The 11,159-nt window shown below is 59.7% G+C and carries 13 protein-coding genes; 6 read left to right on the forward strand and 7 right to left on the reverse strand.

Annotated features, from left to right (window positions below; translation table 11 throughout):
- Positions 1–238: 238 nt before the first annotated feature.
- From PMI01S_RS30315 to PMI01S_RS30335, 5 genes are all read right to left on the reverse strand, one after another.
- Positions 239–913: a polysaccharide lyase family 7 protein gene (locus PMI01S_RS30315; protein WP_084323848.1), complete on the reverse strand. Its 675-nt coding sequence runs from the start codon at positions 911–913 to the stop codon at positions 239–241.
- Between the two features lie 299 nt (positions 914–1,212).
- Positions 1,213–1,947, reverse strand: a complete 735-nt coding sequence (locus tag PMI01S_RS30320; RefSeq protein WP_084323849.1) for an XRE family transcriptional regulator — start codon at positions 1,945–1,947, stop codon at positions 1,213–1,215.
- A gap of 93 nt (positions 1,948–2,040) precedes the next feature.
- Positions 2,041–2,598 carry a Smr/MutS family protein gene (locus tag PMI01S_RS30325; protein ID WP_017339764.1) on the reverse strand — a complete coding sequence of 186 codons (558 nt, stop codon included), beginning with the start codon at positions 2,596–2,598 and terminating at the stop codon, positions 2,041–2,043.
- 87 nt (positions 2,599–2,685) lie between these two features.
- Positions 2,686–3,006, reverse strand: coding sequence for a hypothetical protein (locus PMI01S_RS30330; RefSeq protein ID WP_017339763.1), 321 nt, complete (start codon positions 3,004–3,006; stop codon positions 2,686–2,688).
- A 131-nt stretch (positions 3,007–3,137) separates the two neighbouring features.
- Positions 3,138–3,728: a cysteine hydrolase family protein gene (locus tag PMI01S_RS30335; RefSeq protein ID WP_084323850.1), complete on the reverse strand. Its 591-nt coding sequence runs from the start codon at positions 3,726–3,728 to the stop codon at positions 3,138–3,140.
- Positions 3,729–3,967: 239 nt separating this feature from the next.
- Here PMI01S_RS30335 and prmB point away from each other — a divergent pair, with 239 nt between their 5' ends.
- A complete protein-coding gene (prmB, locus tag PMI01S_RS30340; protein ID WP_084323851.1) occupies positions 3,968–4,876 on the forward strand; it encodes a 50S ribosomal protein L3 N(5)-glutamine methyltransferase in 909 nt (302 codons plus the stop codon).
- 110 nt (positions 4,877–4,986) lie between these two features.
- Here the strand turns inward: prmB and PMI01S_RS30345 are convergent, their stop codons facing one another.
- A complete protein-coding gene (locus PMI01S_RS30345) occupies positions 4,987–5,778 on the reverse strand; it encodes a hypothetical protein (RefSeq protein ID WP_084323852.1) in 792 nt (263 codons plus the stop codon).
- A gap of 150 nt (positions 5,779–5,928) precedes the next feature.
- A complete protein-coding gene (locus PMI01S_RS30350; RefSeq protein WP_084323853.1) occupies positions 5,929–6,882 on the reverse strand; it encodes an alpha/beta hydrolase in 954 nt (317 codons plus the stop codon).
- Between the two features lie 129 nt (positions 6,883–7,011).
- On the opposite strand from PMI01S_RS30350, the gene aroC reads away from it, so the two are divergent.
- From aroC to mtnC, 5 genes are read left to right on the forward strand one after another with little or no spacing between them, the layout of a single operon-like run.
- Positions 7,012–8,103 carry a chorismate synthase gene (gene aroC / locus PMI01S_RS30355; RefSeq protein WP_084323854.1) on the forward strand — a complete coding sequence of 364 codons (1,092 nt, stop codon included), beginning with the start codon at positions 7,012–7,014 and terminating at the stop codon, positions 8,101–8,103.
- A 28-nt stretch (positions 8,104–8,131) separates the two neighbouring features.
- The gene (locus PMI01S_RS30360) at positions 8,132–9,283 is read left to right on the forward strand and encodes an MFS transporter (RefSeq protein WP_167362932.1); all 1,152 of its coding nucleotides are present in this window, start codon (positions 8,132–8,134) and stop codon (positions 9,281–9,283) included.
- Positions 9,280–9,900, forward strand: coding sequence for a methylthioribulose 1-phosphate dehydratase (locus tag PMI01S_RS30365; RefSeq protein WP_084323855.1), 621 nt, complete (start codon positions 9,280–9,282; stop codon positions 9,898–9,900). The genes PMI01S_RS30360 and PMI01S_RS30365 overlap by 4 nt, the downstream gene beginning before the upstream one ends.
- Before the next feature lie 12 nt (positions 9,901–9,912).
- Positions 9,913–10,458, forward strand: coding sequence for a 1,2-dihydroxy-3-keto-5-methylthiopentene dioxygenase (locus tag PMI01S_RS30370; protein WP_084323856.1), 546 nt, complete (start codon positions 9,913–9,915; stop codon positions 10,456–10,458).
- A gap of 4 nt (positions 10,459–10,462) precedes the next feature.
- Positions 10,463–11,146, forward strand: a complete 684-nt coding sequence (gene mtnC, locus PMI01S_RS30375; protein ID WP_084323857.1) for an acireductone synthase — start codon at positions 10,463–10,465, stop codon at positions 11,144–11,146.
- The last annotated feature ends 13 nt before the right edge of the window (positions 11,147–11,159 follow it).

Below are 11,159 nucleotides of genomic sequence, written 5' to 3' on the forward strand. Positions count from 1 at the left end.
GCTGAGTGGCAATAAACGCAGGGTTCATTCCCGACATGGGGCACATGGTAGCGTATGTGTGACGGCAGTTGTATTGCCAGCGGGCGCGAAGCCCAAAATCGGTCATTGCGTTCCGTATGTGTTTTGTCGGTCAAGCGGGCCTGTCGGATTTTATCCGCATCCCGCTACAGCCTGTCGCCAGGCTGCAGCAGTGATGATTCCCTGAACCTGTGTTGCTCATCAGGCCGAGCAGGTGGTATCAGGCGTGGGTGATCGACAGATCGCTGATGATGCAGACAGAACCGTCTAGCGGGTCAGTGGTGTCGGAGTAATCGATCTGGTTATACACGCCGCCATGAAAGGCGAGTGTTTTCGTGTCCCAGGTGTTGTCCAGACGCATGATCGCGGAAGTGGATTTGACGCCGTTACAGCTAGCCGATACAGAGACGGCGCCACTCGAGTTGGCGTGAATGTTGATTTTGAAAAGTGCCCCGAGCGGTACGTTCTCCAACACCGTCGAGTTGACCGGATCGTCCTGGAGGTAGCTTGATCGGAACCCCATGGTGATTTTTCCTTTGTTCCAGAACACCTTTACCGGAGGTCGTTCTGAACCCTTCACATGAATCTGGCCAATCACGACTTTCTGCAGCGAGTTGACTTTGGTCAGTCGCATTTCCTGGCGGTTCCAGTGGTCCGCCGCGCTGGAGAACAGCCAGTAACCTGGCTCCTTCCATTCACAGCGAGTTCGATGCGTGCTCTTGCTGGAGGCTCCAAGTGTCGGCGCCGTCATCTGCAGCGAGCCATCATCAAGCATCGAGATGACGTCGGGGCATTCGATCAGCGCGCGCCAGCCGATGAGCTCAAGTGCAATCGGGTTGGTGTCGGAGATTGGAAGCGGGGTAGCGATGGTGAAGTTGCTGATGTCTACAGTCATGGTTTTTGCCTCAGTCCATTGATGTCGCTTTTTGCTCTGGTGAGCCTTGCGTTTGATGCAGGCCTACATCCCACTGCCCACTCAGTGAATGGGCAGAAGTGATGGTTGGCAGCTTCCGATCGATTTCCCGTCGGCTTGAAAACAAATATAGGCTCTCCCATATTTTAAGTAAACGGGTATTCCCATATTTTATTCCGTGCCTATATTTCAGGTGCAAAAAAAAGCCCGCGCTTGGGTTGGTGTCGATTTGCCGTATTGAACGTCATGGCACTGAACGTCACGCATCACCGCAACTCAGTTCACCGCGAATACATTGCCCACCAAAAGACATGGCCCAGGATCGCAATCTGCTGTTCCTGGATCTCGGCGAAGGTGTAGTCCTCGTCCGGATGCTCGTCACGGTTGAAGCTGCGCAGGCGGATGCCAGTGGGCAGTCGGTAGACTTGTTTCACGCGCAGTTGGCCGTTGTGGTTGATCGCATACATGTCGCCGTCGACGATGTCGCCCAATGAGTTCTTACCGATGTTCATCCCAACGGTGGCGCCGTCGCGCAGAACCGGGAGCATGCTGTTCCCGCTCACCACCACGCACTTGGCGTTGTCGAACTGCACGTTATTGTGACGCAGGTCTTTCTTGAAGAAGCGCAGCCTGGCGCTGTCGTTCTCTGCGATCACGAAACGGCCTGAACCAGCCGCCAGCTCAACTTCACGCAGGAAGGGGACATAAACCTCATCGTCATCCAGGGGAGTGCTGTCGTCCCAAGGCTCGATGTCTGACATTGAAATGCCAGGAGGGGGGCGATTCAACGGAGCGGCATCGGACACCCCTTTAAGCATGTCACCGACACCTTCAGCCAGCCACATCGGTGAAACGCCACACACTGAAGCAATCTGGGCAACAAAGGCTGTTGCCTTCGATTTCCCGCGCTCGAGGTCGGAGATTGAGGTTTGCGTCAGCCCTGCGCGCTCGGCAAGCTCGGTCTGATTGAGCCTGGCGTGTTGGCGGGCTGTTTTGAGTCTGTCTTTGAATTCCATCTGCGAAGTATTACGGGAGCTCCCATATCATTGCAAGCCGGGATGCCTGTACTGAGTGGTCAGCCTTAGCCAAATTAGCGTGGCGCAACGCCTTTACTCGTCGCGACCTTCCATCATGGTGCGTTTGAGCATCACATAAACCGCTCCGGCGCCGCCGTGTCTGGCCTGGCACGAGGTGAAGCCAAGCACCTGTGAATGCTGGCGCAGCCAGGTGTTGACATGGCTTTTGATCATTGGCCGCTTGCCGTCCAGGCGCACGGCTTTGCCGTGGGTGACGCGCACGCAGCGGATTTCGAATTTGGTCGCTTCGGCCAGGAACGCCCAGAGGGTTTCCCGGGCTTTCTCCACGCTCATGCCGTGCAGGTCGAGGCTGCCTTCGAACGGAATCTGTCCGATCTTGAGCTTGCGCATCTGGCTTTCCTGCACGCCGTCGCGCGCCCACATCAACTCGTCTTCCGGGCCGACGTCGATCACGAACTGATCGGACAGGCCGTCGACGGTGGTGGCATCGGTGCGCACGGTGGCGGCTTGACGCAGCTTGGCGATCTGCGCGCGGTCAGCCTTGGGTTTGCCGGTTTCGGCGCGGTCGTGCTTGATCGGCTTGACGCCTTGGATCGCGCTTTTGAACAGGGAAAAATCGTCGTCTTGCATGTCAGCCTCCGCGAAGGGCGGCCAGTTTACCCAAGTCGAGACACGATCGATAACAATTGGGGCCTGCTAAAACGCCAGGCCGTCAATTCAGTCGTGTTTTTTCATCAAGTGCGGGGACATGTTCAGCTCTCGCGACTGGCGTGCACGGCGACGGCAACGCCGCCACAGCCAAACGCCCAGGTAGAGCAGGAACAGGCCAACCGCCAGAATGATTGCCGAGCCCAGCGGGCTGGCGTTCAGTTCGCCGAGTGCCGGCGGGCGACCCAGCAGGCTGGCGGCGCCGGCCATGGCCAGTAACACACCGCAGGTTGCCAGCAAGGCAGCGAACGCTGCGCCGAATCGAAAACGCCAGTTGCTTTGGCCTTTGGGCCGCAAGCGGCGTGCGTCAAAACCATCGGATAACTTCATTCCGACCTTCCTCAATGGGTATCGGCCCTTCGACCGGGAGTTGACCGGGATGTTCCTGAGGCTATGACATTTACAGCTAATGAGAGGCTTTTGCGGATGAGCGGCGGCATGAACCGCTCATCAAGCGTCAATCAGATCAGATCGTGGGTCAGGGCGAGGGTGGCGAAGTTGTCCGCCATGATCGCCATTTCGGTCTGTTGAACGTGGTCTGCGCTCAACACACCGCCCTTGTAAGGCAAATCCCGCGTTGCGCAGGCGTCTTCAACCAGGGTGCAACGAAAGCCCAGGTTTTTCGCGGCGCGTACAGTGGTGCTGACGCTGGAATGGCTCATGAAACCGCACACGATCAGGTCCAGCGAACCGAGATTCTGCAGGCGCTCCAGCAGTTCAGTGCCGTGGAACGCACTCGGCAGCAGTTTGCCGATGATGGTTTCGTCGGCCTGTGGTTCCAGGCCCGGGATGAACTCGCCGCGTTCGCCTTGCGGGTCGAACAACCCGCCGACGGTGCCGAGGTGGCGCACATGCACGATGGGCCGACCGGCTGCGCGGGCAGCGCTCACCAGTTGCTTGATGTTCGCGACAGCAGCATCCATGCCGACCAGCGCCAGGGGGCCGCTGAGGTATTCTTTCTGGGCATCGATGATGACAAGGGTCGCATGGCTCAGATTGGCTGCTGCATAACCGCGGCCGCTGAGTTGAAACATCGTTTTTGGAACGGACATTCTGGGGCTCCTTCGGGTGGGGCTTTTGCGACATTGTCCTCTGGCTGAGCGCTTCTGTGAATCGCTACTATCGCAGAGGCCGTCGTTGCTGGCCCGCAGCGTTGTCAAGATACTCGTTTTGTTCAATAGCCAGCGCAAAAAAAGGAAGGGGCCTACATTTGGGCCGGTGTTTTTCCTGCGTCGTCGTCACGCGTTTTGGCTGGTAGAATCGCCAGTCGTTTTTTCTGGAGTTTGCCCCCGTGATCACTTCCCGACTTCGTACCCTGCGCGACCATATCCGTTGGGCCGTCAGCCACTTCCATGGGGAGGATCTGTTTTTCGGCCATGGGACCGACAACGCCTGGGACGAAGCCCGTCAACTGGTGTTGGGCGCGCTGCACCTGCCGTGGGAAATTGCTGACAGTTACCTCGACTGCAACCTCGAAGAGGACGAGGTCGTCAAACTGCAGCGCATGCTCAAGCGCCGTATCGAAGAACGCATCCCGACCGCTTACTTGCTGGGCGAGGCCTGGTTCTGCGGCATGTCGTTCATTGTCGACGAGCGTGTGTTGATCCCGCGTTCACCGATTGGCGAGCTGATCGAAAAGCGTTTCGAACCGTGGCTCGGCGCCGAACCGGCGCGCATTCTCGACCTGTGCACCGGCTCCGGCTGCATTGGTATTGCCTGTGCCTATGAGTTCCAGAACGCCGAAGTGGTGCTGGCCGACCTGTCGTTCGAAGCGCTGGAAGTGGCCAACAAGAATATCGAGCGTCATGGCGTCGATGAGCGTGTGTACACGGTTCAGGGCGATGGTTTCGACGGTTTGCCAGGGCAGCGTTTCGACCTGATCGTGTCGAACCCGCCTTACGTCGATGCCGAAGATTTCGCCGACATGCCGCAGGAGTACCAGCACGAACCCGAGTTGGGCCTGGCCTGTGGCGACGATGGCTTGAACCTGGTGCGCCGCATGCTGGCCGAAGCGGCGGATCATCTGACCGAGAAGGGCTTGTTGATTGTCGAAGTGGGCAACAGCCAGGTTCACGTTGACGCGTTGTACCCGGAAGTCGATTTCGCCTGGCTCGATTTCGAGCGCGGCGGGCATGGCGTGTTCATGTTGACGGCGCAGCAGTGCCGGGAGCATCAGGCGTTGTTCGCGTCCCGCGTTTAATCGTCTAAAGCTTCGCGAGCAAGCCCGCTTCCACACAGGATTTGCGTTGTTCACACATCCCCTGTGGGAGCGGGCTTGCTCGCGAATGGTCGCGCCGCAGTCTCAAGCCTTCAACGGTGCGTTGCAATCCAGATCAACAGCCCCGCCTGAAACACCGCAAACGCCACCAGGCACGTAATGGTGAAACGCAGCCCCGCGTCTTCACGCTTGTACTTGCTGACCTTTTCCTCGTGCTTCTTCAGTTTTACTTCCTGCTCGGCCAGATTCTGCTCGGCCTGCTGGAGCATCTGCGCCGCTTCGAGAATTTCAACCTGTTGCAGTTTCTCGCTGTTCCAGTCGGCCAGCAGGTCGCCGACCTGCACCTCTTTGACGCTGCCCTTCAAATGCTGGGCATCGGCATACGCCACCTCAAAACCATGCGCTTTCAGAAAACGATCGCGGCGCAGGCGCGTGTCTTCGTTCAGCGCATCCTTGTTGTTCAGGTCCGTGCCGTCGACGGTGTAGCCAGGCCAGCGCTTTTTAGCCCAGCTAATGCCCTGGGCCGCCATGTAGCGCCCGATGCCACGGTTCATCGGTTCGATCTGCAAACCGCTGTCCGGCCCGAAATGCACGCGTTTGGTGGCGTGATCGACCCACACGTCGAGGTGATTCTGTTCCTTGCGCACCCGCTGGCCGGGCAGCGAAATGGTCATGCGCAACAGGCTGCGCTGCTTGTCGTTGCGTTCGGCATAGCCGAATTCAACAAAGCGCAATGGTCGCCCGCCGGTGTTGCGATCGGTCTGCAACGGCGCCAGACGGAGCATCTTGTGGTGCTCGACGTGGACGTCCGCCCACGGCAGCTCAACCGCTGGCGGTGCGTCTTTTTCAGCGGTGGTGTCGGGTGAAGTCGGGGTATCAGTCATAACGGCGAGATCCTGTCCAAGCTCAGCTTGTCGCCAGTCTTGGCGCTGGCGACAAAGGCTTATCGGCCGTTTTTTTCAGGACTGGAGGGCCAGGGGGCGTTCTCAACTAGTTTTCGCGTGAAAACCAGTTGAGAACGCCCCCTACAGAGCTTAACTGGAGCGAAGTCCGTCAATAAACCCGAGGATTCGAGTGCCGAGCTCAGCCGCCAGCGGCAATTGCGGATCTTTATAGGAGGCCAATTGCCGTTTGACGTCGTTGGGCACGATGCGCATGACGTGGTTCATGCCGTCGATCAACGCCAGTTCGGCGTCGGGTTTGGCGGCCTTGAGCAGCCTGGCGTCATCGACCCCGACCTGAATGTCGTTGCTGCCCTGAATGATCAACGCCGGCATCTTCAATTGGGCGAACGCCGCCGCCGGGTCCTGGCGGAACAGCGAAATCAGGTACGGCTGTACGCTCGGGCGGAAGATCACCTGCAACTGCGGCGGCACGTTGTCGTCGGTTTTCCCGGCCTTGAGGCTGTCGAGCAGCTCGTTGCTGCGCAACATCAGCGGTGGCGGCAGGCGATTGCTCAGCTGTTGGCGCAACACTTGATCGATGGGGCGGGCGCTGCCGGACATGGAAATCACTGCCGTGGCATCGACGCTCGGCGCGGCGAGGCTGGCGATCAGTGCGCCTTCGCTGTGGCCCAGCAGAATCAGTTGGCCGAAACGCGGATCGGCTTTGAGCTTCCGGCCCCAGGCTTCGGCGTCGGCCACATAGGCCTCCACCGACAGATTGCGTTCGTCCGGGGTCGCCGCAAGGCTCGCCGCCACGCCGCGTTTGTCATAACGCACGCTGGCGATGTTGTGTTTGGCCAACACCCAGGCGAGGCGCTTGAGGCTGTCGTTGCGCCCGCCATCGGGGTTATTGCCGTCACGATCCGTAGGGCCGGAGCCGGAAATGATCAGGACAACCGGCACGGGTTTGTCGGATTTTGGCAGCAACAACGAGCCGAAAAGCTCTCCGGTGCCGGTATCCAGGGTGATCGGCCGTTGCAGGACGGTGGCCTGTACAAAACCGGTAAACAAGGTAAGGCTCAAGGCTAAAACTCGCAGCATCATCACGCCATCATTCACAAAGGTGCCGGTTGGACTCGCGGGCACCCATAAGGTTCGAGGATGAACTACTTGGGTAGCCTGCGTATACTGGCGCGCATTACGTATTCAGGTTCATTTCACGGAGCGTCCTGCATGTCCGGCAATACCTACGGCAAGCTGTTCACTGTCACCACCGCAGGCGAAAGCCATGGTCCGGCGTTGGTCGCCATTGTCGACGGCTGCCCGCCGGGTCTGGAGATTTCCCTGGAGGATTTGCGGCGCGACCTCGACCGCCGCAAGCCCGGCACCAGCCGCCACACCACCCAGCGCCAGGAAGCGGACGAGGTCGAAATCCTCTCCGGCATTTTCGAAGGCCGCACCACTGGTTGCTCGATCGGCCTGTTGATCCGCAACACCGACCAGAAGTCCAAGGACTATTCGGCGATCAAGGATCTGTTCCGCCCGGCCCACGCCGACTATACCTATCACCACAAGTACGGCGAACGCGATTATCGCGGCGGCGGTCGCAGTTCGGCGCGGGAAACCGCCATGCGCGTGGCGGCCGGCGCGATTGCCAAGAAATACCTGGCCACCCAAGGCATCGTCATTCGCGGTTACATGAGCCAGCTCGGCCCGATCGAAATCCCGTTCAAGACCTGGGATTCGGTGGAAGAGAACGCGTTTTTCAGCCCTGATCCGGACAAGGTGCCAGAACTGGAAGCCTATATGGACCAGCTGCGCCGCGACCAGGATTCGGTCGGCGCAAAGATCACCGTGGTCGCCGAAGGCGTGATGCCAGGACTCGGCGAGCCGATCTTCGACCGCCTCGACGCCGAACTGGCCCATGCGCTGATGAGCATCAACGCGGTCAAGGGGGTGGAAATCGGCGCCGGTTTCGCCAGTGTTTCCCAGCGCGGCACCGAGCATCGCGATGAAATGACCCCGGAAGGTTTTCTCAGCAACAACGCGGGTGGCATTTTGGGCGGGATCTCGTCCGGTCAACCGATCGTTGCGCATCTGGCGTTGAAGCCGACATCGAGCATCACCACGCCGGGCCGTTCCATCGATATCCATGGCAACCCGGTGGATGTGATCACCAAGGGCCGCCACGATCCATGTGTCGGCATCCGCGCCACGCCGATTGCCGAAGCGATGATGGCCATCGTGCTGATGGATCACCTGCTGCGTCACCGCGGGCAGAATGCCGATGTGCGCGTGAGCACGCCGGTGCTGGGTCAGCTTTAATGGCTGACCTCTCAGTCGCTGCGGCCTGATGACCGTGGCGGCGCTCCCATACTGGCGGCTCTCCAGTTTCTATCTGTTCTATTTCGCCTTGCTCGGTTCGACAGCGCCGTTTCTGGCGCTGTACTTCGATCACCTGGGTTTTTCCAGTGCGCGCATCGGCGAGCTGGTGGCGATCCCGATGCTGATGCGTTGTGTCGCGCCGAACATCTGGGGCTGGCTCGGTGACTACACCGGCCGACGCCTGGCCATCGTGCGTTTCGGCGCGGTCTGCACGTTGCTGACGTTTTCGCTGATTTTCGTCAGCAAGTCCTACGCCTGGCTGGCGATGGTCATGGCGTTGCATGCGTTTTTCTGGCACGCGGTGTTGCCGCAGTTCGAAGTCATCACGCTCGCGCATTTGAAGGGCCAGACGCAGCGCTACAGCCAGATTCGGTTGTGGGGCTCCATCGGTTTCATCATCACCGTGGTGGCGCTGGGGCGGTTGTTCGAATGGCTCAGCCTCGACATTTACCCGGTGGCGCTGGTGCTGATCATGGCCGGGATCGTGGTCAGCAGCCTGTGGGTGCCAAATGCCCAGCCGGTTCAGGGCGAACGGATTGCCGGTGACGGCTTTCTCAAGCAATTGCGCAATCCCGGGGTGTTGGCGTTCTATGGTTGCGTGGCGCTGATGCAGATGAGCCACGGCCCGTATTACACCTTTCTGACCTTGCACCTCGAGCGATTGGGTTACAGCCGTGGCTTGATCGGCATGCTCTGGGCGCTCGGCGTGGTCGCCGAAGTCTTGATGTTTCTGGCCATGAGCAAGATTCTTGCGCGCTTCTCCGTACGCCGCGTATTGCTGGCGAGTTTCCTGCTGGCGGCGCTGCGCTGGTTGTTGCTGGGTTCGTTTGCCGAATTTGTCTGGGTGCTGCTGTTTGCCCAGGTGCTGCACGCGGCGACGTTCGGCAGCTTTCACGCGGCTGCCATCCAGTTCGTGCAACGTAGCTTCGGTGCGCGCCAGCAAGGGCAGGGCCAGGCGTTGTATGCCGCGCTGGCCGGCACCGGCGGCGCACTGGGCGCGTTGTACTCCGGCTACAGCTGGAATGCCCTTGGAGCCACGTTCACCTTTAGTATTGCCAGTCTCGCAGCCTTCGCCGCTGCCGTTATCATTGCCACACGTATGCAAGAGGACAGGCCATGACCCTTACCCGTGAACACCTCGCCCAGGAAATCATCGACGCCGGGCGTTTTCTGTATGGCCGCGGTTGGTCGCCCGCCACCAGCAGCAACTATTCGACCCGGCTGTCGCCGACCGAAGCCTTGCTGACCGTGTCCGGCAAGCACAAAGGCCAGTTGGGCCTTGATGATGTGCTGGCCACGGATCTGTCGGGCAACAGCCTGGAGCCGGGCAAGAAACCGTCCGCCGAAACCTTGCTGCACACCCAGCTCTACAGCTGGCGCCCGGAAATCGGCGCGGTGCTGCACACTCATTCGGTGAACGCCACGGTGCTGTCGCGCCTGACGCCTGAAGATTTCATCGAGTTCGAAGACTACGAACTGCAAAAAGCCTTCAGCGGTGTCTCCACCCATGAATCCCGGGTGCGTGTGCCGATTTTCGACAACGATCAGGACATTGCACGACTCGCCGCCAAGGTGCAGCCTTGGCTGGAAGCCCATCCCGATTGCGTCGGCTATCTGATCCGCGGTCATGGCCTCTACACCTGGGGTGCGCGCATGAGCGATGCGCTGCGGCAGATCGAGGCCTTTGAATTTTTGTTCGAGTGCGAGTTGAAGACGCGCTCACTCTTGAACCGTTAAGGAGTTGCCCTGATGAGCAGCCTGTCCGTCTACCACGTCTCAAGCCCTGACATTCCGAACAAGGTGCTGACCCATTTCGAAGACATCGCCTCGACCCTGGCCGAGCAGGGCGTGCGCTTCGACCGTTGGCAAGCGACCGCGAAAATCCAGCCGGGCGCCAGCCAGGAAGAGGTGATCGCCGCGTATCAGGAGCAAATCGACAAACTCATGACCGAACGGGGCTACATCACCGTCGATGTGATCAGCCTGAACAGCGACCATCCGCAAAAAGCCGAATTGCGCGCCAAGTTCCTCGATGAACACCGTCATGGCGAAGACGAAGTACGGTTTTTCGTCGCCGGTCGTGGCTTGTTCACCCTGCACATCGACGATTACGTGTACGCCGTGCTGTGCGAGAAGAACGACCTGATCTCCGTGCCGGCCGGCACGCCGCATTGGTTCGACATGGGCGAGCATCCGCATTTCGTCGCCATTCGTCTGTTCAACAATCCTGAAGGCTGGGTGGCGAATTTTACCGGCGAAGACATCGCCAGCCGTTTCCCGCGTCTGGAGGACTGAGCCGATGCCGATCAAAGCGATTCTCACCGACATCGAAGGCACCACCAGCGCGGTGAGTTTTGTGTTCGACGTGCTGTTTCCGTACGCCGCGAAACACCTGCCGGACTTCGTTCGCCAGCACGCCACGCGCACCGATGTCGCCGAGCAACTGGCCGCCGTTCGCCGGGACAACAATGAGCCGGACGCGGACGTCGAGCGTGTTATCGAGATCCTCCTGGGCTGGATCGCCGAAGACCGCAAAGCCACGCCGCTCAAGGCCTTGCAAGGCATGGTCTGGGCGCAGGGCTATCAGGCCGGGCAGTTGAAAGGTCACGTGTACCCGGACGCCGTCGAAGCATTGAAGCGCTGGCATCAGGAGGGGTTCAAACTGTTTGTTTATTCCTCCGGTTCGATCCAGGCGCAGAAACTGATTTTCGGCTGCTCGGAGGCGGGGGATTTGTCGCCGCTGTTCAGTGGCTATTTCGACACCACGTCGGGCCCCAAGCGTGAGGCGCAGTCTTACCAGCGCATTACCCAGGCGATTGGCCTTGAAGCGGCGCAGATTCTGTTTCTGTCCGATATCGTCGAGGAACTGGACGCGGCGCGCACGGCGGGTATGGCGACCTGTGGGCTGGCCAGAGAGGGCGGGGAGTTGGCAGGGCACGCGACCGTCGACAGCTTTGCGCGGATCGATCCCTCAACGCTCTAACTGTCGAAACACA

It is taken from the genome of Pseudomonas migulae NBRC 103157 (genome assembly GCF_002091715.1).
Lineage (GTDB): Bacteria > Pseudomonadota > Gammaproteobacteria > Pseudomonadales > Pseudomonadaceae > Aquipseudomonas > Aquipseudomonas migulae_A.

What these genes read in the sequence shown, in the direction of transcription:
- PMI01S_RS30315 (WP_084323848.1), bottom strand. Translation starts at nt 913, where the DNA reads ATGACTGTAGACATCAGCAACTTCACCATCGCTACCCCGCTTCCAATC.
- PMI01S_RS30320 (WP_084323849.1), bottom strand. Translation starts at nt 1,947, where the DNA reads ATGGAATTCAAAGACAGACTCAAAACAGCCCGCCAACACGCCAGGCTC.
- PMI01S_RS30325 (WP_017339764.1), bottom strand. Translation starts at nt 2,598, where the DNA reads ATGCAAGACGACGATTTTTCCCTGTTCAAAAGCGCGATCCAAGGCGTC.
- PMI01S_RS30330 (WP_017339763.1), bottom strand. Translation starts at nt 3,006, where the DNA reads ATGAAGTTATCCGATGGTTTTGACGCACGCCGCTTGCGGCCCAAAGGC.
- PMI01S_RS30335 (WP_084323850.1), bottom strand. Translation starts at nt 3,728, where the DNA reads ATGTCCGTTCCAAAAACGATGTTTCAACTCAGCGGCCGCGGTTATGCA.
- PMI01S_RS30345 (WP_084323852.1), bottom strand. Translation starts at nt 5,778, where the DNA reads ATGACTGATACCCCGACTTCACCCGACACCACCGCTGAAAAAGACGCA.
- PMI01S_RS30350 (WP_084323853.1), bottom strand. Translation starts at nt 6,882, where the DNA reads ATGATGCTGCGAGTTTTAGCCTTGAGCCTTACCTTGTTTACCGGTTTT.
- aroC (WP_084323854.1), top strand. Translation starts at nt 7,012, where the DNA reads ATGTCCGGCAATACCTACGGCAAGCTGTTCACTGTCACCACCGCAGGC.
- PMI01S_RS30360 (WP_167362932.1), top strand. Translation starts at nt 8,132, where the DNA reads ATGACCGTGGCGGCGCTCCCATACTGGCGGCTCTCCAGTTTCTATCTG.
- PMI01S_RS30365 (WP_084323855.1), top strand. Translation starts at nt 9,280, where the DNA reads ATGACCCTTACCCGTGAACACCTCGCCCAGGAAATCATCGACGCCGGG.
- PMI01S_RS30370 (WP_084323856.1), top strand. Translation starts at nt 9,913, where the DNA reads ATGAGCAGCCTGTCCGTCTACCACGTCTCAAGCCCTGACATTCCGAAC.
- mtnC (WP_084323857.1), top strand. Translation starts at nt 10,463, where the DNA reads ATGCCGATCAAAGCGATTCTCACCGACATCGAAGGCACCACCAGCGCG.